17 protein-coding genes are annotated in these 20,775 nt (G+C 74.2%); 8 read left to right on the forward strand and 9 right to left on the reverse strand.

Annotated features, from left to right (window positions below; translation table 11 throughout):
* The first annotated feature begins 27 nt into the window (after window positions 1–27).
* Window positions 28–1,068: an NUDIX domain-containing protein gene (locus QJR14_03280; GenBank protein ID MDI3316633.1), complete on the forward strand. Its 1,041-nt coding sequence runs from the start codon at window positions 28–30 to the stop codon at window positions 1,066–1,068.
* Here QJR14_03280 and QJR14_03285 read toward each other — a convergent pair.
* From QJR14_03285 to QJR14_03305, 5 genes are all read right to left on the reverse strand, one after another.
* Window positions 1,044–2,447, reverse strand: coding sequence for a hypothetical protein (locus QJR14_03285; GenBank protein ID MDI3316634.1), 1,404 nt, complete (start codon window positions 2,445–2,447; stop codon window positions 1,044–1,046). The genes QJR14_03280 and QJR14_03285 overlap by 25 nt on opposite strands.
* 187 nt (window positions 2,448–2,634) lie before the next feature.
* Window positions 2,635–3,723 carry a phosphate ABC transporter substrate-binding protein PstS gene (gene pstS / locus QJR14_03290; GenBank protein ID MDI3316635.1) on the reverse strand — a complete coding sequence of 363 codons (1,089 nt, stop codon included), beginning with the start codon at window positions 3,721–3,723 and terminating at the stop codon, window positions 2,635–2,637.
* Window positions 3,724–3,901: 178 nt separating this feature from the next.
* The gene (locus QJR14_03295) at window positions 3,902–4,771 is read right to left on the reverse strand and encodes a deoxyribonuclease IV (protein MDI3316636.1); all 870 of its coding nucleotides are present in this window, start codon (window positions 4,769–4,771) and stop codon (window positions 3,902–3,904) included.
* 20 nt (window positions 4,772–4,791) lie between these two features.
* Complete coding sequence (locus QJR14_03300; GenBank protein ID MDI3316637.1) at window positions 4,792–5,520, reverse strand: metal-dependent hydrolase; 729 nt, start codon at window positions 5,518–5,520, stop codon at window positions 4,792–4,794.
* Between the two features lie 42 nt (window positions 5,521–5,562).
* Window positions 5,563–7,446 (reverse strand): PDZ domain-containing protein, encoded by a 1,884-nt coding sequence (locus QJR14_03305; GenBank protein MDI3316638.1) that lies wholly within the window; start codon window positions 7,444–7,446, stop codon window positions 5,563–5,565.
* A 179-nt stretch (window positions 7,447–7,625) separates the two neighbouring features.
* Here QJR14_03305 and QJR14_03310 point away from each other — a divergent pair, with 179 nt between their 5' ends.
* Entirely contained in the window at window positions 7,626–8,522 is an 897-nt protein-coding gene (locus QJR14_03310) for a magnesium transporter CorA family protein (GenBank protein MDI3316639.1), read from the forward strand.
* Window positions 8,523–8,615: 93 nt separating this feature from the next.
* Here the strand turns inward: QJR14_03310 and QJR14_03315 are convergent, their stop codons facing one another.
* Window positions 8,616–9,797 (reverse strand): acyl-CoA dehydrogenase family protein, encoded by a 1,182-nt coding sequence (locus QJR14_03315; protein ID MDI3316640.1) that lies wholly within the window; start codon window positions 9,795–9,797, stop codon window positions 8,616–8,618.
* Window positions 9,798–9,989: 192 nt separating this feature from the next.
* Between QJR14_03315 and QJR14_03320 the strand changes: the two genes are divergently transcribed.
* The 6 genes from QJR14_03320 (at window position 9,990) to sat (ending at window position 17,469) form a co-directional block, all read left to right on the forward strand.
* A complete protein-coding gene (locus QJR14_03320; GenBank protein ID MDI3316641.1) occupies window positions 9,990–10,679 on the forward strand; it encodes a TetR/AcrR family transcriptional regulator in 690 nt (229 codons plus the stop codon).
* Window positions 10,676–12,352, forward strand: coding sequence for a carboxyl transferase domain-containing protein (locus QJR14_03325; GenBank protein MDI3316642.1), 1,677 nt, complete (start codon window positions 10,676–10,678; stop codon window positions 12,350–12,352). Before QJR14_03320 ends, QJR14_03325 begins: the two co-directional genes overlap by 4 nt.
* 76 nt (window positions 12,353–12,428) lie before the next feature.
* Window positions 12,429–12,857, forward strand: coding sequence for a thioesterase family protein (locus QJR14_03330; protein MDI3316643.1), 429 nt, complete (start codon window positions 12,429–12,431; stop codon window positions 12,855–12,857).
* Window positions 12,857–15,100, forward strand: coding sequence for a biotin carboxylase N-terminal domain-containing protein (locus QJR14_03335; protein ID MDI3316644.1), 2,244 nt, complete (start codon window positions 12,857–12,859; stop codon window positions 15,098–15,100). The genes QJR14_03330 and QJR14_03335 overlap by 1 nt, the downstream gene beginning before the upstream one ends.
* 430 nt (window positions 15,101–15,530) lie before the next feature.
* A complete protein-coding gene (locus QJR14_03340) occupies window positions 15,531–16,232 on the forward strand; it encodes a phosphoadenylyl-sulfate reductase (protein ID MDI3316645.1) in 702 nt (233 codons plus the stop codon).
* The gene (gene sat, locus QJR14_03345; GenBank protein MDI3316646.1) at window positions 16,225–17,469 is read left to right on the forward strand and encodes a sulfate adenylyltransferase; all 1,245 of its coding nucleotides are present in this window, start codon (window positions 16,225–16,227) and stop codon (window positions 17,467–17,469) included. The genes QJR14_03340 and sat overlap by 8 nt, the downstream gene beginning before the upstream one ends.
* A gap of 43 nt (window positions 17,470–17,512) precedes the next feature.
* On the opposite strand, the gene QJR14_03350 is transcribed toward sat, so the two are convergent.
* The 3 genes from QJR14_03350 to QJR14_03360 are packed head-to-tail and all read right to left on the reverse strand — an operon-like array spanning window position 17,513 to window position 20,700.
* Window positions 17,513–17,968, reverse strand: coding sequence for a DUF2267 domain-containing protein (locus QJR14_03350; protein MDI3316647.1), 456 nt, complete (start codon window positions 17,966–17,968; stop codon window positions 17,513–17,515).
* Between the two features lie 13 nt (window positions 17,969–17,981).
* On the reverse strand, window positions 17,982–18,893 hold the full coding sequence (locus tag QJR14_03355) for a 2-oxoacid:ferredoxin oxidoreductase subunit beta (protein ID MDI3316648.1): 912 nt from the start codon (window positions 18,891–18,893) through the stop codon (window positions 17,982–17,984).
* A complete protein-coding gene (locus QJR14_03360; GenBank protein MDI3316649.1) occupies window positions 18,883–20,700 on the reverse strand; it encodes a 2-oxoacid:acceptor oxidoreductase subunit alpha in 1,818 nt (605 codons plus the stop codon). Before QJR14_03360 ends, QJR14_03355 begins: the two co-directional genes overlap by 11 nt.
* Window positions 20,701–20,775: the final 75 nt, after the last annotated feature.

A 20,775-nucleotide genomic window follows, 5' to 3' on the forward strand; every position in this document is an offset into this window, starting at 1 on the left:
CCGTACGCCATCCTGGTCTCCGAGGTGATGCTCCAGCAGACCCGGGTGGAGACGGTGATCCCGTACTGGGAGCGGTTTCTCGCCCGCTTCCCCGACCCGCCCAGCCTGGCCCGCGCCGAGCCCGCGGACGTGGAGCGGCTCTGGTCGGGCCTGGGTTACTACCGGCGCGCCCGGGCGCTCCAGGCCTGCGCGCGGGAGCTGACGGAGCGGTACGGGGGTCGGCTGCCCAGGGATCCCGAGGCGCTTCGGCGGCTCCCCGGCGTCGGCCCGTACACCGCCGGCGCCGTGGCCAGCATCGCCTTCGGGCGGCCCGAGCCGGCCCTGGACGGGAACGCCCAGCGGGTCCTCAGCCGCCTGGTCGCGCTGGACGAGCCGCGCTCCAGCCCGGCCTTCCGCCACGGGCTGGAGGCGCTGGCGCGGGAACTCCTCGACCCGGAGGATCCCGGGGCATGGAACCAGGCGGTGATGGACCTGGCCGCCACCGTCTGCCTGCCCCGCCGTCCGAGCTGTGCCGACTGCCCGCTGGCGCCCTTCTGCGCGGCCCACCGCCTCGGCCTCGAGGATTCGCTGCCCCGCCGGCCTCCCCGCCGGGCGCCCCTCCCCGTCCCCGTCGCCATGCTGGGGCTCCTCGCCCGCGGCCGCGGCCGCAGCGCCGAGCCCCGCCTGCTGGTGGTCCGCAGGCCGTCCAAGGGCCTCCTGGCCGGCCTGCCGGCCCTCCCGCTGCTCGAGTCGCCCTGGCAGGAAGTCGACCTCGCCGCCTGGCTGCGCGCGCTCCTCCCCGGCCTCCCCGCGCCCGAGGCCGAACGCCTGGCCTCCGGGGGGGTCGAACCCGCCGCCCGGTATGCGCACACCTTCAGCCATCGCCGCTGGCAGGTCGAGCTCGGGCGGCTCCGCCTCGACCTCGCGCCGCCGCCCCCCGCCGGCGAGGGGCGCTGGCTTCCGCTGGGCGAGCTCCACGCCGTCCCCTTTCCGGCGGCCTTCCGCCCCGCCGTGGCGGCGCTGACCGGGCACGGGAGGGAGGAGGGGCCGTCGCCCCGGTGGTCTCAGAGTGCGCCGGGCTCGGGGTAGAAGCGGGTGACGGGGAAGGGGTCGTTCTCCTGGCCGGCTGCCCGAAGACCGAGCGCGCGGGCGCCGAGGAGCGCCCCGCCGCGCTCGACGGCCGCGTGGTGCGTGGCGCGGAGCACCGGCAGGCCGCTGGCCCGCGCCAGCTCCTCGAGGCGCAGGTCGCTCAGCGCGGCGAGGCCGCCGACGTGGAGGTGGTCCGGGGCCCGCCCCTCTCCCGCGAGCCGCCGCCAGGCCGCCAGAAGCCCGGCCACCGGCTCCGCCGGCGCCTGCACGATCAGTCGAGCCAGCACCGCCGCGTCGGTACCGCCGTCCAGGTCGCGGAGCGTCCAGCGCCCGCCGCCGGCGCTCTCGAGCCGGGCGCCCGCAGCCGCGGAGGCGCTCCTCGCCAGCCGCTCCGTCTCCGCCCAGCTCGCCGAGAGGCCGAGCGCCTCCTCGAACCAGCGGTCCAGCAGGCCGGCCGGACCGGCCTCCGCCTCCGCCAGCGTGTAGAGGCGGAGCCCTTCCTGAAGGGCGACGCGGAGCCGCAGCCGCGGGCCGGCGCCGCCCTCCGCCCCGGCCCGGACCGCCTCCGCCGCCGCGCCGGCCATACGCGCGCGCAGCTCCAGCTCCTCCGGCTCCAGGTCGCTGACCACCCGGAGCGTCGCCTCCTCCTCCAGGAGCAGGAGCGCCTCCGCCGGACCCGGCCAGCCGCCTTCGCGCCGGCAAACGGCCGCGTGGCCGGCCACCTCGGCGACCCGGCGGTCGACGAGCGCCACCACCGGCAGGGGGAAGTCCAGGACCCGGGGGGTGGTCCAGCCGAGGTGGCCGAGGCTCGGACGGAAGGGAGGGAGGAGGTCCCGGGGGACGGTCGCCGCCTCCCCCTCTCCCGACCCCGCCTCACCCCGGGCCGGCGGAAGCCAGCCGCGCATGCGGCGGTCGAAAAGGCCGAAACGGTCGCCGCCCGCCGCCTCCGCCGCCCCCTCGCCGCCGCAGAGGGCGGCCACCAGCCAGGCGCCGAGCGGGCCGAAGCGGAGCGCCCGCTCCGCGGGAAAAAGCTCCTCGGGCACGCTGCCGCGCAGCTCCTCCAGGGCGGCTGCGGCCGCCTGCGGCCCCGCGCCGGGGAGCGGGCGCGGGCCGGCCAGCGGCCGCCCGTCGGCCCGCCAGAGCATCGCCTCGTCCGCATCGGCCGCCAGCACCAGCCCGCCCACCTCCTGGGGCAGCAGGCCCGAGCGGCGGACCAGGTCGCGCAGCGTGGCGACCAGCGCCTGCTCCAGCTCCGCCGGTCGCCCCTCCGGCCAGCCGGCCGCGAGGAAGGCGACAGCCCGGCCGGCAGGCTCGGCCAGTGCCGCCCGGAGAGCCCGCCGCCGGCTGTCGACGTCCACCACCAAGAGCACGGGTTCCATCAGGACGCCCTTCGCCCCTCACGACGCGGAAAAGGAGACGGCAAATCCGCGTCACGCCCTGGACGTCTACCCTTCGCAGCGGGAAGAGCGCTTTCCTGCGCAAGGTGTCCGACCGCGTCGAAAAGACGCCAAGGGAGGGGTCCCGGACGGGGCCCCTCCCTTCTTCCGATACGGCCGTCCACCCGGATCACTTGGCCACGGCGCGGAGCTCCTGGAGCTTCTGCTCGTCCAGCTGGACCACCTTGTCGGGAAGCGGACCGTAGTAGAGGTCCTTGGCGAAGGACTGCCCGTCGTGGACCATCCAGTCGAGCAGCTCCACGACCGGCTTGCTGACGCGGTTCTTGTCCACCAGGACCCAGCTGAAGCCGGAGATCGGGTAGGAGTCCGGACCGGGAGCGTTGACGAAGAGCGCCCGCAGGTCGGACGGCATGCTGGCCGCCGCCTGCGCGGCCCCCACCGAGGCGCCGTCGACGCTGGGCGCCACCCAGTTGCCGTCCTTGTTCTGCATGGTGGCCATGGGGATCTGGTTCTGCATGGCGTAGGCCATCTCGAAGTACCCGATGCCGCCCGGGACTTGCTTCACCTGGGCGGAGACGCCCTCGGACCCCTTGGCGCCGACGCCCGTCGGCCAGTTGACGGCGGTGCCGCTGCCCACTTTGGACTTCCAGTCGGCGCTCACCGCCGAGAGGTAGTTCGTGAAGATGAAGGTGGTGCCGCTGCCGTCGGAGCGGTGGACCACCGCGATGGGCAGGTCGGGCATCTTCCGGTTCGGGTTCAGGTTCTGGATGGCGGGGTCGTTCCACTTCTTGATCTGGCCCAGGTAGATCTTGGCCAGCACATCCCCCGTCAGCCGGACGCCCGAACCGATGTTGGGCAGGTTGTAGCCGACGGCGACGGCGCCCAGGGTGATCGGGATGTGGACGATGCTGGGGTGCTCCTGCAGCTGCTGGTCACTCAGGAAGGCGTCCGAGGCGGCGAAGTCGACCGTCTGGGCGAAGAGCTGCTGCTGCCCGGCGCCGCTCCCCACCGACTGGTAGTTGACCTGCACGTTGGGATGGAGCTTGTGGTACTCGGAGAACATCTTGCTGAAGAGGGGATTGTCGAACGAGGAACCAGCCCCCATGATGGTCACCTGGCCGCCGCCCGACCCTCCCGAGCCCCCCGAGCCGCCGGTGGACGGCGAGGAGCCCGAGTTGGCCGAGGGAGGCGTGGCGGCGCCGCCGCCACAGGCACCCAGGGCCAGGCTGAGCGCCAGGATCATGACCGGGATCGACAAGAACCGGGCGCGACTCGTCGCGCGCCGTACTCCGCTCATGCCGCGGATCGACCTCCTTGGAGGAGTCTGCCCTCGGGACGAGGTTATCTTGTGGAACGCCTGCCCTGGTTGCGGGGGGGTTAAGGCGGGGTTAAGAGGCGGTGAACCCGGGGGCGTCCGGCGGCCCCCGGGTTCGCCTTCAGCCCTGGGCCGCCTCGGCGGCCTCGGCCTCCTCCCTCCACCGCCGGAGGAGGGCGATCTCGGGGCCGTACTCGCGCTCTTCGGAGACGGGGGTCTCGAGGCAGAGGGGGATGTCGCGGAAGGCGGGGAGGGTGGCCGCGCGGCGCAGCCCCTCCTCGCCGATGAACCCCTGCAGGAGGCGCTGGTGGCGGTCCCGGCGGCCGCCGAAGTCGACCATGCTGTCGTTGAAGTGGATCACCCGGATCCGGGGGAGGGCGCCCGTGGAGCGGAGCGCTTCCTCGAAGGCGGAGACGGAGCCGGCGTCGCGCCAGTCCACGACCCCGGCGGCGAAGGCGTGGCAGGTGTCGAGGCAGAGGCCGAGCCGTTCCGGTTGGCGGACCGCTTCCACGATCTCCATCCACTCCGCCGGGGTCCGGCCCATCTCGGAGCCCTGGCCGGCGGTGTTCTCCAGGAGCAGCAGGGTGGAGCCGCGGTACGTGGCCAGGATCTCGTCCAGCGTCTCCACCATCAGGTGCTTCCCCTCCTCCTCGCCGGCGCCGACGTGCTTTCCGAAGTGGACGACCAGCCAGGGGGTGCCCAGCGCCTCCGTCAGTTCCAGGTCGTTGACCACCGAGGCGACGGTGGTCTCGTGGAGCTTCGGGTCGTAGGTGGCCAGGTTGGTGACGTAGGGCGAGTGGGCCACGGTCTCCACGCCGGCGGCGCGGGCCGCCTCGGCCCCGCGCTTGCCGGCCGCCTCGTCCACCGCCTTCAGCCGGTAGCTGCGGGGGTTCTTGGGGAAATACTGAAAGAAGTTGCCCCCCAGCGCGAGGGCGTTCTCCACCGCCGTCTCGAAGCCGCGGGAGGTGCTGAGATGGCATCCGACGCGCACCAAGACCCTTCCTTTCCGGCTCAGAGCGACTCCAGCACCCGCCGGAGCCCCCTGAGCGCCCTCAGCTGCCCGGGCAGGAGCGCCGGCATCACCAGCCCGTAGTTGATCACGTTGAAGCGCTCCTCGGGCAGGCGCCGGGCCAGGAACGCCATCAGGACGAAACCGGCGAGGGAGAGGCCCGCGGCCGAGACCGCCTGCCTCCGGGCCCGGCCCGGCTCGGCGCGGGCGGCCAGCCAGGCGAGCCAGGCCGCCCAGCTGCCGTGCTCCAGCGCGCCCAGGAAGTTGCCCACCCATGGCGGCAGGCGCCGCCGGGCCGGCTCCCAGAGGTCGACCTGGTCGGGCACCCCCAGCAGGCGGAGCGGCCAGAAGAGTGCCACCGGCGAGAACCAGACGGCGATATCCGTGGCGCTGTGGACGCCCATCCCGGTGAGCAGGCCGCCGTAACGCCACCGGCGGACCTCCCCGGCCGGCATCCCCGGCTCCCGGGAGGCGGCCAGCCGCTCCAGCAGCGCCGCCCAGAGCGGTTGGAGCAGCCAGGAGTGGCTCCAGCTCCGGTGCAGCGAGGCCGCCAGGCGCGAGTTGACGGGATAGAGGGGCAACTCCAGCGCCAGGTCGGCGTCCGGCGCCAGGCTCCCCCAGACCACCGCCGCCTTGTACGCCGCCTCGGGGCTGCCCGGTTCCTGGGGGCCGGGGTGACGCCGGGCGGCAAGCCAGCTCCCGATCCAGCCGTGCAGGGCCGCCTGTGCCATCTGCCGCCGCCTCCTCGCGCATGCTCGCGCCCTCGCTTCCGCCTAGGCGGGCTTCTCCTCGCCCGACAGCGTGTACTGCCCGTGCGTCCAGGCGGCGAAGGCCTCGCGCTGGGCGTCGCTCGGCCGGGCCACCGGCTTCAGTGTGTACCTGGACGGCCGCCGCTCCGCCAGCTTCACCTCCACGTGGCGCTCTTCCTCCCGGCGGAAGGTGGTGAGGCGGACGCGCTCGCCCGGCCGGCGGTCGGCGAGCCGCTCGCGCAGCGCTTTCTCGTCCGTGACGCGGAAGCCGTCCACGGCCACGATCTCGTCGCCTGGCGCCAGCTCGCTCCCGTAGGCGGGGCCGTCCTCCAGGACGGTGGTCACCCGCAAGCGGCCCTCCTTGGCCTCCACGCGGACGCCCAGTTCGGCCCCCGGCCGCCTCTCATACCACCACGCCCAGCGCTCCCGGCTGCCCGGCATCGCCTGGCCCTCCGGCTCCTGCGTCTCCTCGGGCTCCCTCCGCCGCTCCAGCTCCAGGCCGAGGAATTCCAGGCGGCCCGCCCAGTCGATCTCCTCGCTGCCGGTGACGTAGCGGGCGAAGAAGTCGTCGAGCGGGAAACCGCAGGCTTCCTCCGCCGTCGCCTTCCAGCCCTCCAGCTCGGGGATCCCCTGGTCCCGGCTGCCGTAGCGCTGCCAGAGCAGGCGCATCACATCGTCCAGCGAGCGCCGGCCGCCCGTGCGGCTGCGGATCTCCACGTCCAGGGCGAGGCCGACCAGGGAGCCCTTGACGTAATACGAGACGCCGGTGTTGGGTGTGTTCTCGTCGGGCCGGTAGAAGTGGATCCAGCTGTCCCAGCTGGAGCCGGCCAGCGGCTGGACGCGCCTCCCCGGCGTCTCCTCCAGCCGCTGGATGGTCTCGGCGATGTACTCCAGGAAGCGCTCGCGCGGGACCACGCCCGCCCGCCCCACCAGCATCCAGGCGTAGTAGTCGGTCAGCCCCTCCATGGCCCAGAGGAGGCGCGTCAGGTTCTCCCGCAGGTAGTCGAAGGGGCCCAGCGCCAGCGGCCGGATCCGCTTCACGTTCCAGAGGTGGAAGAACTCGTGGGCGAAGAGCGTCAGGACTCTGGCGTACTCCTTCGGCTCGCGGAACTGGAAGCGCCCCACCTGGATGGCGGTGGAGTTGCGATGCTCCAGGCCGCCCCCGCGCCTCTCCAGGAGGTGGACCAGGAAGGTGTACTCCTTGTAAGGCAGGCCGCCCATCAGGCGCGCCGCCTCGGCGACGACGGCGCGCAGGTCCGCCACCAGCCGCTCCGGCTCCTCGTTGCCGTGCCCGTCCAGCACCAGGCGGTGCGGGACGCCCTCGACCTCGAAGGTGTAGAGGCGGGGCGTGCCGCACTCCACCGGGCAGTCCACCAGCTCGTCGTAGTCGGCGGCACGGAAGAGGCCGGGCGTGCCCTCCACCGGCTCCAGGCCCGTATAGACCCGCCAGCCCTCCGGCGCCTCCACCTGCAGCGTGCAGGGGAACTCCTTCCCCCCCTCGAGGTAGAGGAAGAGGAGCGTCCCGTTCCAGAAGGCATGGTGCTCGTCCAGGTCGGCCGCGTCCACGTCCAGCTGGTGCGCATAGACCCGGTACTCGAGGCGGATGGGATCGTGGCCGCCCAGCTGCACCCGCCAGGTGGACTTGCCCACCTTCTCCACCGGCAGCTCCGGCCCGCCCTCGCCCTCGCCCGCCTGGGCGCGCAGGTCGACCAGGTGCCTGGCGTAATCCTCGATGCTGTAGGAACCGGGCGTCCAGACCGGGAGGCTGAACTCCAGCGTCCCCTCCGGCGCCAGGCCGCCCGCTGCCGAGGCGCCGCGGAAGCCGCCGATCTCGCTGACGCGGAGCGTCACATCGAAGTAGTGCGTCGCCGGCTCCGGGAAGGCGACGCGGTACGCGATCTTGGGCATGCTCTTCAGGTCACCACCCTCCAGGGGCTTTCCATTCCGCCGGCGGCGGCCGATCCCTCCCGCTCGCGGGGCGGGCGGATGAGGTACGCTCTCCCCGGTGCCGGCGCGCCTCGGGCAGCCGGCCGCCGTCTGCCCCGGCCTGCGCTCCGCCGGCCGGGGGCTTGTGAGGAGGGAGGACGTTGCGCCGCGAGATCGCGGGTTGGGTCGACCTGGAGGCGCCGGCGGAGGCGGAGTGGGAGTGGCTCCGCACGGTCCGTCACGTCCATCCCCTGCACGTGGAGGATTGCCAGCACTTCTCGGAGCTCCCCAAGATCGACGTGGAACGGGAGTACCTTTTCCTGGTGCTGCACGTGCCGGCGCCGGAGCCGCCCGATCCGCGCGGGCGGCTGCGCCTGGTGGAGCTGGACCTCTTCCTGTTCGAAGACGGCGTCGTCTCCGTCCACATGGAGCAGCTGCCCTGGCTGGAGCAGCTCCGCGGCCGGGTCGAAGCGCTGGCCGCGCGCTCGCCCCAGCGGCCCGACCGCCTCTTCCACGCGCTCGTCGACCACGCGGTCGATGCGCTGATCCCCTCCGTGCAGGCGCTCCTGGAGCAGGTGGACGAGCTGGGCGAGGAGATCTGGGCGGGCCGCGGCCGCCGGGCGATCCGGCCGCTCCGGCGGCTGCTGCGTTCGGCGGCGCAGCTTCGCCGCAGCATCGAGCCCGAGGCGGTGGCGCTGACGCGGCTGATGCACGAGGAGAGCCGGCTGGGTGAGGAGACCCGCCCCTACCTGAAGGACGTGGCCGACCACCTGGACCGGCTCCAGCGCGACCTGGAGTTCCTGCAGCACAACGCGCTGGCGCTCTTCGAGTCGCACCTGGCCATCCAGAGCCAGCAGTCCAACCGCGTCATGCAGAGGCTGACCGTCATCTCCGCCATCTTCCTCCCGCTCTCCTGGATCGCCGGCGTCTACGGCATGAACTTCCGGCACATGCCCGAGCTGGCGGTGCCCTGGGCCTATCCGGCGGTGCTGGGCTTCATGTTCGCGCTGGGGCTGGCGCTCTTCGTCTATTTCCGCCGGGCGGGGTGGCTCGACTGACGGGACGGAGGGAACGGGCGAGCGGCCGATCCGTCAGGCGGCGAGCGCCCCCCACGCCGCCCTCACCAGCCGCCGGTCACGTCCCCCCTCCGCCTAGCGCGGACCGACCAGCTCGCGGCCGATGATGAGCCGGCGGATCTCCGAGGTGCCGGCGCCGATCTGCATCAGCTTGGCGTCGCGCATCATCCGCTCCAGCGGCAGCTCGCGCAGGTAGCCGTAGCCGCCGTGGATCTGGACCGCCTGTTCGGTGGCGCGCATGGCCACGTCGGAGGCGAAGAGGAGGGCGGCGGCCGCTTCCTTGTGGACGCTCCGGCCCTGGGCGAACGCCTCCTCCGCCAGCCGTGCCGTCCGATAGACCAGGAGCCGCGCCGCCTCCACCTCGGTGAACATGTCGGCCAGCTTCGCCTGGACCAGCTCGAAGTCGCCGATACGGAGGCCGAACTGCCGCCGCTCGCGGGCGTAGGCCAGCGACCGCTCCAGCGCCTCCTCCGCCAGGCCGAGGGAGAGTCCCGCCAGGAAGGCGCGCTCCAGGTCGAGCCCCGACATCATCACCGCCACGCCACCGTTCTCCTCGCCCAGGAGGTTCTCCGCCGGCACCCGGCAGCCGTCGAAGAGGAGCTCGCCGGTGGGCGAGCCGCGCATCCCCATCTTCTCCAGCTTCCGGACGACCCGGAAGCCCGGGGTGGCCCCCTCCACCACGAAGGCCGAGATCCCGTGCGCGCCCCGCTCCGGCGCGGTCTTGGCGTAGACGAGGAAGAGGCCCGCGATGGGGCCGTTGGTGATGAAGATCTTGTTGGCGTCGAGGACGTAGACGTCGCCCTCGCGGCGGGCGGTGCCGCGCAGGCCGACCGCGTCGGAGCCGGCGTCGGGCTCGGTCAGCGCCAGGGCCCCCACCCGCTCTCCCGAGGCGAGCCCGGGCAGGAAGCGCCGCCGCTGCTCCTCGCTCCCGTTCCGGTAGAGGTTGTGCGCGCAGAGGTTGAGGTGGGCGCCGTAGGAGAGCGCCAGCCCGGCCGAGACCCGCGCCAGCTGCTCGCAGACCAGGAGGCCGTCCAGGAGGCTGCCGCCGCTGCCTCCGTACGCCTCGGGGATGCCCAGCCCCAGGAAGCCCTGCTCGGCCAGCCCCCTCCACACCTCCGGCGGCAGCTCGTCGCGTGCGTCCATCTCCGCCGCCCGCGGCTCCACTTCCGCCCGCGCCCACTCCAGCGCCGTCTCCGCCAGAAGGCGCTGCGCCTCGGTGAGCATATCTGACGCAAGCGTCGACAAACCCTCGCCCAAACCCTTTCCCTCCTCCGCGCCCGGCTCCGCTCCGGGGGACGCCGCGTCGCCGGAGATCCGCATGTCAGTTCGTCTCCGGCCTCCGCCTCTCCTCCCGGGACGTGCGCCGCGCCCGTTTCCAAGGCAGGATTCCGGGTGGCCGCCATGGAATCTTCGACCGACGCGTAAGACGGCAGACGGGAGGCGAGGCCCGTGGCCCGCGCCGGCGAGGGAACCCAGTACGCGCTCCGCCGCGAGGAGATCATCCAGGTGGCCGCGGAGCTCTTCCGCGAGAAGGGCTACCGGAACAGCACCCTCGAGGAGGTGGCCGGCCGGCTGGGGGTGACCCGTCCGGCCCTCTACCACTACATCCGCTCGAAGGAGGAGCTGCTCAGCGAGATCTACAGCCGGGTGATGAGCCGGCTCCTCGGGCAGGTGGAGGAGATCCTGGCCAGGGGGCTCGACCCGGTGGCGACGCTCCGCGCCATCGTCGTCGGCCACGTGGAGTTCGTCATCCGCAACCGCGCCATCGTCACCGTCTTCTTCCAGGAGAAGGGCTCGCTGCCCGAGGAGCAGTACCGGCGGATCGCCGACCAGAAGCGGCGCTACGATGCGCTGGTGCAGGCGGTGGTCGAGCGCGGGCAGCGGGCGGGCCTCCTCCGCCCGCTCGACGCGAAGCTGACGGTCTACGCCATCATGGGCATGGCCAACTGGCCCTACCAGTGGTTCCACCTCGAGGGCCCGGTGGCGCCCCGCGCGCTGGGCGACCTCTGCGCCGACCTGGTGCTGGCCGGCCTCCTCTCGGAGCAGGGCCGGGAGGCGGAGGAAAGCCCCGCCGGCGCCGCAGCCGCGGGGGGCGGGCGGGCAGGGCAGGCCGCCTCCGGGAGGGACGGGCGCCGATGAGGAAGGAGGCGGCAGGGGCCGACCCGGTCCCCGCCCGGCGGATCGGCACGCCGGCGGACCGCTCCGACCCGGCCTACCGGGCGAACGAGCGGGCGATGCGGGCGCTGGTGGAGGAACTCCGCACCCGCCGCGAGGAGGCCCAGCACCGGCGCGACCCGGACGCGGTGGCGCGCCACCGGGCGCGCGGCAAGTGGCTCGCCCGGGAGCGGGTGGAGGCGCTGGTCGATCCGGGGACCGCCTTCCTCGAGCTGAGCCCGCTGGCCGCCTGGGGCATGTACGACGGCGAGGCGCCGCAGGCCGGCATCCTGACAGGGATCGGTCGCGTCGCCGGGCGCGAGTGCGTCATCGTCGCCAACGACGCCACGGTCAAGGGCGGCACCTACTACCCCATGACGGTCAAGAAGCACCTGCGCGCCCAGGAGATCGCGGAGCAGAACCGGCTCCCCTGCATCTACCTGGTCGACTCGGGCGGGGCCTTCCTGCCGCTCCAGGCGGAGGTCTTCCCCGACCGCGACCACTTCGGGCGCATCTTCTACAACCAGGCGCGCATGTCGGCCAAGGGGATCCCGCAGATCGCCGCGGTGATGGGCTCCTGCACGGCGGGCGGCGCCTACGTCCCGGCCATGAGCGACCAGGCGGTGATCGTCCGCGGCACCGGGACCATCTTCCTGGGCGGGCCGCCGCTGGTGAAGGCGGCCACGGGCGAGGAGGTGAGCGCGGAGGAGCTGGGCGGCGCCGACGTCCATAGCCGCATCTCCGGCGTCACCGACTACCTGGCCGAGGACGACGCCGAGGCGATCCAGATGGTCCGCCGGATGGTGGCCGACCTGGGGCCGGCCGAGCCGCCGCCCTGGGAGCTGGCCGAGCCGGAGCCGCCGGCCTTCGACCCGGAGGAGCTCTACGGCATCGTGCCGGTCGACCTCCGCCAGTCGTACGACGTCCGCGAGGTGATCGCCCGCATCGTGGACGGGAGCCGCTTCCACGAGTTCAAGGAGCTCTACGGGCCGACGCTGGTGACGGGCTGGGCGCGGATCATGGGCTACCCGGTGGGCATCCTGGCCAACAACGGCGTCCTCTTCTCGGAGAGCGCGGTCAAGGGTGCCCACTTCATCGAGCTCTGCGTCCAGCGGCGGATCCCGCTGGTCTTCCTCCAGAACATCACCGGCTTCATGGTCGGGCGGGAGTACGAGAACCGGGGCATCGCCAAGGACGGGGCGAAGATGGTGACGGCGGTGGCGACGGCCGACGTGCCCAAGCTGACGGTGGTCATCGGGGGCTCCTTCGGCGCCGGCAACTATGCCATGGCCGGGCGGGCCTACCAGCCCCACTTCCTCTGGATGTGGCCGCAGGCGCGGATCAGCGTCATGGGCGGTCCGCAGGCGGCCTCGACGCTCCTCACCGTGCGGCTGGACGCCCTCGCCCGCGAGGGGCGGAGCATGAGCGAGGAGGAGCAGCGCGCCTTCCAGGCGCCCATCCTGGCCAAGTACGAGGAAGAGGGCAGCCCCTACTACTCGACGGCGCGCCTCTGGGACGACGGCATCATCGACCCGGCGGAGACGCGCCAGGTCCTGGCGCTGGGCCTGGCCGCCGCCTCCTCCGGCGCCGCCGTCGCCTCGGCCTGGAGCCGTGCCGAGCGCGAGGAGGTCCACCGCTTCGGCGTCTTCCGGATGTAGGGGCCCGGTCCGGGCGGACGGACGGAGGCCTCGCCCGAGGCCCGCGCACGCAGACGATGAGACGGAGGCGAGACGGATGCCGGGTGAGCAGGACAGCGGTTCGGACAGCGCGATCCGGCCGGGGCTGGAAGGGGTGGCGAGCCTCCGCGTCACCCGGGAGCGGACGGCGGCGGCTGCCGCCAGCGGGGCGCTGCCGGTCTTCGGTACGCCCTTCCTCCTGGCGCTGATGGAGGAGGCGGCCTTCCAGGCGGTGGCGCCCTACCTTGGAGAGGAGCAGTCCACGGTGGGGATCGGGGTGGAGCTCCGCCACCTGGCGCCCACGCCGGTGGGGCTGACGGTGACGGCGCGGGCGCGCCTGCTGGAGGTGGAGGGCCGCCGCCTGGTCTTCCAGGTGGAGGCCGAGGACGGGTTCGAGAAGGTGGGCGAGGCGCGCCACGAGCGCTTCATCGTGGACGTGCCGCGCTTCCTGGAGCGGGCCGCGCGGAAGACGGCCCGGAACGCCTGATGCGTGCGGAGGCGGCCGTCCCCGGTCCGGCCCCCCGCCCCTTTCGCCGGGTGCTGGTGGCCAACCGCGGCGAGATCGCCCGCCGCGTCATCCGCGCCTGCCACCGCCTGGGCCTGGAGGCGGTGGCCGTCTATTCCGACGCCGACGCCGGCGGTCTCTGGGTGCGCGAGGCGGACGCCGCGATCCGCCTCGGTCCCGCGCCGGCGCGGGAGAGCTACCTGGACGTGGAGCGGCTGCTGGCGGCGGCCCGGGAGACGGGGGCGGAGGCGGTCCACCCGGGGTACGGCTTCCTGGCGGAGGAAGCCGGATTCGCCGAGGCGGTGGAGCGCGCCGGCCTGGTCTGGATCGGCCCGCCGCCCGAGGCGATGCGCGCCATGGGCGACAAGAGCCGCGCACGGCAGCTGGCGCGGCGGCTGGGCGTGCCGGTGCTGGAGGGGTACGACGGCGAGGAACAGGAGGCCCGGCGCTTCCTGGCCGAGGCCGAGCGCATCGGCTGGCCCGTCCTGGTCAAGGCGGCCGCCGGGGGCGGCGGGCGCGGCATGCGCGTGGTGCCCGGGCCGGAGGAGCTGCCGGCGGCGCTGGAGTCGGCGCGGCGCGAGGCGGAGGCCGCCTTCGGCGACGGCCGCCTCCTCCTCGAGCGCTACGTGGAACGGCCGCGCCACGTGGAGGTGCAGCTCCTCTTCGACGCCTTCGGCCGGGGCGTCCACCTGGGCGAGCGCGAGTGCTCGGTCCAGCGCCGGCACCAGAAGATCGTGGAGGAAAGCCCTTCGCCGGCGGTGGATCCGGCGCTCCGGAGCCGGCTCGGCGAGGCGGCGCTGGAGCTGGCGCGGGCGGTGGGCTACCGGAGCGCGGGGACGGTGGAGTTCCTGCTGGACCAGCGGGGACGGTTCCACTTCCTGGAGATGAACACCCGCATCCAGGTGGAGCACCCCGTGACCGAGGAAGTGACCGGTCTCGACCTCGTGGCGCTCCAGCTCCGCCTGGCCATGGGCGAGCCCCTGCCCTTCGACCAGGAAGCGGTGGCGCTCCGCGGCCACGCCTTCGAGGTCCGGCTCTACGCCGAGTCGCCGGAGGAGGGCTTCCTCCCCTCCAGCGGGCGCCTGGAGCGCTTCGGCCTCCCGGAACCGGCCGGGCGGGGCGACGCGCGTGGCGGCTCCGGCCTGTCGGAGCTGCCCGGCGTGGGGTTGCCGGGCCTGCGCGTCGAGGCCGGCTTCGCCGCCGGCGACGAGGTCAGCCCGTACTACGACGCGCTCCTGGCCAAACTGGTGACGCACGGCGCCGACCGGGAGGAGGCGCTGGAGCGCCTCCAGGCGGCGCTGGCGGCGACGGAGGTGCGCGGCGTCGCGACCAACCTGCCGCTCCTGCGGCGCATCGCCGCCGACCCGGCCTTCGCCGCCGGCGACCTCTCCACCCGCTTCCTGGAGGAGCGGCGGCTGCTCGGGGCGGCCGCGGCGCCGCCGGAGGCGGCGGTGGCGGCCGCCGTGGCGGAGCAGTTGGACAGGTCCGGAGCCGCCCGCGGAGGGGCGGACCGCTCGCCCTTCACCCTGCTCGGTCCCTGGCGCATGGGCGAGGGCATCCGCAGCCGCTGGTCGCAGGCGGAGGCTGGCCAGGGCCATCCCGCGCGTGCGGCGGAGGCGGCCGCGGGCGGCGGGGAAGCCGCCCCTGCGCTGGTGGTGCGCCTGCGCGGCGAGGGGCACCGTCTCCGCGCCCGGGTGACGCGCGAGCCGGCCGGGGTGCCTGCTGGGGAGGCCGCGTCCGAGGGGGCGGCGGGCACGTACCGGCTCCTGGCCGGCCGTCCGGTGCTGGGCGGCTGGCAACTTCAGCTGGAGGCCGAGGGCGGGCGGGAAGCCGCGGCCCATGGCCCCCGCCGGCGCCTCTGGGCCCGGCCCCTGGCGGGCGGAGGCTGGTGGGTGGCGGAGGCCGGCGAGGGTTCCTGGGAACTGCGACAGGCGCCGCCCGCACCGCCCGCCGGGCGCCGCCCGCCGGTTGCGGCGAGCGGCCCGGAGGAGAAGGGGGCGGCGTCGGCCGTGGCGGTGGTGAGCGCACCGCTTCCCGGGACACTGGCGGCCGTCCGCGTCCGGCCCGGCGAACGGGTCGAGCGCAACCAGCCTCTGGTGGTCCTGGAGGCGATGAAGATGGAGCACCTGGTGACCGCACCCCAGGCGGGCCGGGTGGAAGAACTGCTGCACGGGCCGGGCGACGTGGTCCAGCGGGGGGAGCCGCTCCTTCGCCTGGTTCCCTGATGCCGGACGCCGGCACGGCAGGGGGGAGCAGCGGACCTCGCCCCGCCGGCGCGGCCACGGAGGAGCCACCGGTCTCTCCCCCGCCCCAAGACCTCCCACGGATGGCAGGAGCGTCCCGGCAAGACGGGCTCCCCCACACCGGCTCCGGCGCCCACCATCGGCGGGTCTCCTCTCCTGGCACGCGGCGCGCGGGCGCGCGCCTCCCGGGGTCGAGCACCCGCGGAGCCTCGTACCGTTGCCCCCAGCTCGCCAGCGGCCCCGCCTCCCAGGCCGCTGCCCCTCACGACGTTCTCGAGGAGCCGGGCGGCAGGCGCCTGGAGCCGCCCGTGCCCGGAGCCCGCCGGCGCCTGGGACGGGCCGACCCGTGCACATACCCGCCACTCGTTCCCGTACCATGAGGCGATTCCATGACCACGAAGGGGGAGTCGCCGTGATCGAGAGCCCGCCTCGCCTGGAAGAGCTGGAGCGGGTGGCGGCCGAGCTGGAGACGGCCCCGCCCGAGCAGATCGTGCGTTGGGCGGTGGGGCGCTATGAGCCCGCCATCGCGCTCGCGACCAGCTTCGGCGCCGAGGACATGGTCCTCCTGGATATGCTCGCGCGGATCCAGGAGCGGCCGCGGGCCTTCTTCCTGGACACCGGCCTCCACTTTCCCGAGACCTACGCGCTCCGCGACCGGGTGGTGGCGGCCTACCCGCAGCTGGACCTCGAGGTGATCCGGCCCCGCCTCACGGTGGAGCAGCAGGAGCGGGCCTTTGGGCCGGCGCTCTGGCGCCGCGACCCCGATCGCTGCTGCGCCCTGCGCAAGGTGGAGCCGCTGGAGCGGGCGCTCCGGCCGCTCTCCGCCTGGGTGACCGGGCTGCGGCGGGAACAGGCGCCCACCCGCCGGAACATCCGCGTGGTGGAGTGGGACCGCCGCCATGGGCTGGTCAAGGTCAACCCGCTGGCCCGCTGGCGGCAGCGGGAGGTCTGGCGGTACATCCGCGAGCACGGCCTCCCCTACAACCCGCTCCACGACCGGGGCTATCCCAGCATCGGCTGCCAGCCCTGCACCTCCCCGGTGGCGGACGGCGAGGACCCCAGGGCGGGTCGCTGGCGCGGCCTGGGCAAGACGGAGTGCGGTCTCCATGTCTGAGCCGCGGGGAGCTGCCCTGCCGCCCTACGGCGGACGTCTGGTCGACCGGCGCCTGCCCCCGGTCCGCCAGGACCAGGCGCGGGCCGAAGCGCTCCGGCTCCGGGCGCTGCCGCTGCCACCCCACCTCTGGGGCGAGCTGGAGCTGATCGCGGACGGGGGGTACAGCCCCCTGGAGGGATTCATGGAGGAGGCGGACTACCTCTCCGTCCTGGAGCGGGCGCGGCTGGCGAACGGCCTCCCCTGGGGACTGCCCGTCGTGTTCCGCCTGCCGCCGGGCTGGCCGGAGAGCGAGCGGCCGCAGCCCGGCGAGCGGCTACGCCTGGAGGCGGCAGGTCGACCGGTGGCCGTCCTGGAGGTGAGGAGCGTCTTCCGGGCGCCCAGGGAGCGGGAGGCGGAGGCGGTCTTCGGCACCCGCGACCCGGCCCACCCGGGTGTCGCCCGCCTGGAGGCGGAGGGCGAGTGGGCCGTGGGCGGCCCGATCCTGCTCCTGGAGAGCCCGCCCAGCCGCCTGGGCGCCGCCTGGGCGCGCTACCGGCTGCGGCCGGCCCAGACCCGGGCGCTCTTCCTGAAACTCGGCTGGCGGCGCATCGTCGCCTTCCAGACCCGGAACCCGATCCACCGCGCGCACGAGTACCTGCTGAAGTGCGCCCTGGAGATCGCGGACGGGCTTCTCATCCACCCGCTGGTGGGGGAGACGCGGCCGGGGGAGGTGCCGGCGGACGTCCGCCTGCGGGCCTACGAGGCGCTCCTCCGGCGCCGTTTCCCGGCGGGCCGCGCGGTCCTCGCCCTCTACCCGGCCGCGATGCGCTATGCGGGCCCGCGGGAGGCGCTGATGCACGCCATCGCCCGGCGGAACTACGGCGCCACGCACCTGATCGTGGGCCGCGACCACGCCGGCGTGGGCGGCTACTACGGTCCCTACGACGCCCAGCGGCTCTTCGACCGCTTCGATCCCGGCGAGCTGGGCATCGAGATCCTCCGCTTCGAGGCCGCCTTCTTCTGCCGCGCCTGCGGCGGCATGGCCACCGCCAAGACCTGCCCGCACGGGCCGGAGGAGCGGCTCAGCCTGAGCGGCACCGAGGTGCGGGCGCGGCTCGGGCGCGGCGAACCGCTGCCGCCGGAGTTCACGCGCCCCGAAGTGGCGGCCGTCCTGGAGGAGGCGGCCGGCAGCGCGCCTCAGGCCCGCGAGGCGCGCGGGAAGGGGGCGGAGGCGGGGGGCGCGGCCGCAGCGGTCTAGCCGGCCGGTCGCACCGCGCCGGCGCCTCCAGGGACCCCGCCGCTCAGGCGGGGTCCCGCCACCAGTCGGCCACTTCCTCGGGAAGCCGGGAGGCCACCTGCTCCCGCTCCTCCGCGCCGAGCCCCTCCTGGAGCGCGGCGAAGACGGCCCGCGTCTGCCGGATCGCATCCTCGTCCACGTGGTCCGAGAAGAGGTCGAGGCCCCCCAGGGTCTGGTCGTAGAGACCCTCGGTGGCGAGGCCGCCGGTCAGCCGGCCCAGGAAGACCTCCCGGTCCACCAGCGGATCCGGCTCCGGCGCCGCGAACCGCTCCATCTCCGCCGCCAGCTCGCCCGGGAGCCGCCTCTCCAGGAGCGCCCGGCTCTCCCAGGGCAGCACCTGTCCCAGCGAGCGGAGGACCGCGCGCACCAGGGTGGCCGCCTCCTCGTCGCTCCCCAGCCGGGCCGCCTCGCGCACGCGGCGGTAGAGTTCCGCCCGGTCGTATCCCGCGCCTTCCGCCATGCCGCGCACCTCCCTACACCAGCTCGCGCTGAAGCGCCTCGAAGGCGGCCTCGTCCAGGTCGTCCAGGGGGCGCTGGACCAGCGGCCCCCGTTGCAGGCCGGGCACCTTCTCCTCGTAGGCGGGCACCTCCTCGGTCCGGTAGAGGATGCCCACCGGGATCCGCTCGCCGAACTCCCCGGCGCGTTCCCAGGCAGCGTCGAAGTCGGAGGGGTCGTGGCCCTCCGCCTCCAGGCGTACGATGCGCTCGGCGTACCAGTCGTAGGTGTTCACCTTGTTGTAGGTGATGCACGGCTGGAGGATGTCGACCAGGGCGTAGCCGCGGTGGTGGAGCGCCTCGCGGATCAGCCGCGCCAGATCCTTGGGCTCCCCGGCGAAGCCCCGGGCCACGAAGGTGGCGCCGGCGGCCAGCGCGGTCCGGAGCGGGTTGACGGGCCGCTCGATGGCCCCCTCCGGCGAGGTGGTGGTCCGGGTCCCCTGCTCGGTGGTGGGCGAGTACTGGCCCTTGGTCAGCGCGTAGATCTGGTTGTTCTCCACCAGGTGGACGATCCCCGGGTTCCGCCGGCAGGTGTGGAGCCAGTGGTTGCCGCCGATCCCGTAGGCGTCGCCGTCGCCGTCCACCACCAGGACCCGCATCGACGGGTTGGCCAGGCGGAAGCCGGTGGCGATGGGCAGCGGGCGCCCGTGGAGCGTCAGGAAGCCGTTGACGCGCATGTAGTCGGGCAGCTTCGAACCGCAGCCGATGCCGGAGACGAGGATCACCTCGTGGGGCGCGATCCCCTCCTGGAGGAGCGCCTCGCGGAGGGCGGCCAGGATGCCGAAGTCGCCGCAGCCGGGGCACCAGGTGGGCCGCTGCTCGGTCATGTAGTCGCGCGCCGAGAGCTGCCGGCCGTCCCGGGAGGGAAGCCTCCGGCCGTCAACGGACACCGGCGCCCACCTCCTCCAGCACACCCTGGGCGATCTCGGTCGGCGCCAGCGGCCGGCCGTCGTAGCGGCGGACCAGCGCCTCCGCCTGGTAGCCGGTCATCATCCTCAGGAAGCGCCGGAACTGCCCCGTGTAGTTCTGCTCCACCACCACCCCGCGGCGCACCCGGCGCAGCTCCCGCTCCGCCGCCTCCACGTGGAAGGGCCAGATGTCGGTCCAATGGAGCAGGTTGGCGCGCACGCCCCGGGCCTGGAGCACCTCCAGCGCCTCGCGGGCCGGTCCCAGCGTGGAGCCCCAGGTGAGGAGCGTCACCTCCGCCTCTTCGGGCCCCACCCGGCGCGGCCCGCGCACGTCGCCGGCCGCCAGCGCCGTCTCCAGCTTCCGCATCCGCTTCTCCATCATCCGCCTGCGGTTGTCCATCTCCTCGGTGATGTGGCCGGCCTCGTCATGCTCGTCGCTGGACGCGCCGTAGACCGCCTGCGGGTCGCCGGGGATCACGCGCGGCGAGATGCCGTCGGCGGTGAAGGCGAAGCGGAGGTACCCGTCCCGCCTCCCGGCCGAGCCGTCTTGCTGCCCGCCACCCGCCCCCCGCTCCCCGGGAAGCGGCTTCTCCCCGGGACGCCGCGTCTTCCCCCGGTCGATGGGCACCGCGTCGCGCCGGAGCTGGCCGAACTCCAGCGTGCGCAGGCTCGAGGCCAGGAACTCGTCGCTGAGCACGATCACCGGCGCCTGGTACCTCTCGGCCAGGTTGAAGGCGCGCATCGCCGTCTCGAAGGCGTCCACGTGGTCGCCGGGTGCCAGGACGAAGCGCGGGAAGTCGCCCTGGGAGGCGTGCAGGACGAAGAGCAGGTCACCCTGCTCGGTCCGGGTGGGCAGGCCGGTGGAGGGCCCACCCCGCTGGACGTCCACCACCACCACCGGCGTCTCCGTCATGCCGGCCAGACCCAGCGCCTCGGTCATCAACGAGAAGCCGCCGCCGGAGGTGGAGCACATCGCCCTCGCGCCGGCGAAACCCGCGCCGATGGCCATACAGACGGCCGCCAGCTCGTCTTCGGCGTGCTTGGTGACCACGCCCAGCGGCTCGGCGTGGGCCGTCATCCACTCCAGGATGGTGGTGGCCGGGGTCATGGGGTAGGCGGCGATGAAGCGGCAGCCGGCCGCCACCGCCCCCAGGCTGAAGGCGTGGTTCCCGTGGAGGAGCATCCGCTCCGGCTGCCCCGGACGGCCGGGCAGGCGGTAGCGGAAGCGGGCGGCCTCGGGCGAGCCGGCCACCAGGGCGTAGGTCTCGCGGGCCACCGCCAGGTTCCCCTCCACCGCCGTCTCGCCCTTGCGTGCGAAGTTCCGCCGGATCACCTCCTCCATCTGCCCCAGCGGGAAGTGGAGGAGGCCGGCCGCCGCCGCCAGCGCCGCGGTGTTCATCATCACCTTGCTTCCGTGGCGGACGGCGATCTCGTTCATCGGCACCGGCACCGCCAGCCGGCCGCTCCGCTCGACGGCGGTGCGGTCGAGGCGGAAGGAGCTGTCGTAGATGACGGCGGCATCCGGCGCCAGCTTCTCCAGGTGGAGCTCCACCGACTCGGCGGTCAGGGCGAGGAGCAGCGCCGGCGGCTCCGCGTGCGAGGCGACGGGCCGTGTCGCCGCCCGGATCTGGTAGAAGTTGTGGCCCCCGCGGATGCGCGAGCGGTAGTCGGCGATGCAGAAGATGTGGTAGCCCGCCCGGGCCAGCGCGCTGGAGAAGCCGGCGCCGCTGGACTCGACGCCCTGGCCGGCGTCGCCGCCGATCACCAGGCTGACGTCCTGGTCGCGCACGCCGTCACTCTCGGAGGCGGCCGTGGCGCATCCCTCCTTCCGACGCCCGCCGGCTGCGGAGAGGCCGCGCCAGGC

It is taken from the genome of Bacillota bacterium (assembly GCA_029961055.1).
Taxonomy (GTDB): domain Bacteria; phylum Bacillota; class Sulfobacillia; order JAIMAT01; family JAIMAT01; genus JAIMAT01.

Bases quoted from the DNA above. Each gene is read 5' to 3' on its own strand.
- QJR14_03280 (MDI3316633.1), top strand. From the start codon at position 28: ATGCTCCAGCAGACCCGGGTGGAGACGGTGATCCCGTACTGGGAGCGG.
- QJR14_03285 (MDI3316634.1), bottom strand. From the start codon at position 2,447: ATGGAACCCGTGCTCTTGGTGGTGGACGTCGACAGCCGGCGGCGGGCT.
- QJR14_03300 (MDI3316637.1), bottom strand. From the start codon at position 5,520: ATGGCACAGGCGGCCCTGCACGGCTGGATCGGGAGCTGGCTTGCCGCC.
- QJR14_03305 (MDI3316638.1), bottom strand. From the start codon at position 7,446: ATGCCCAAGATCGCGTACCGCGTCGCCTTCCCGGAGCCGGCGACGCAC.
- QJR14_03325 (MDI3316642.1), top strand. From the start codon at position 10,676: ATGAGGAAGGAGGCGGCAGGGGCCGACCCGGTCCCCGCCCGGCGGATC.
- QJR14_03330 (MDI3316643.1), top strand. From the start codon at position 12,429: ATGCCGGGTGAGCAGGACAGCGGTTCGGACAGCGCGATCCGGCCGGGG.
- QJR14_03335 (MDI3316644.1), top strand. From the start codon at position 12,857: ATGCGTGCGGAGGCGGCCGTCCCCGGTCCGGCCCCCCGCCCCTTTCGC.
- sat (MDI3316646.1), top strand. From the start codon at position 16,225: ATGTCTGAGCCGCGGGGAGCTGCCCTGCCGCCCTACGGCGGACGTCTG.
- QJR14_03350 (MDI3316647.1), bottom strand. From the start codon at position 17,968: ATGGCGGAAGGCGCGGGATACGACCGGGCGGAACTCTACCGCCGCGTG.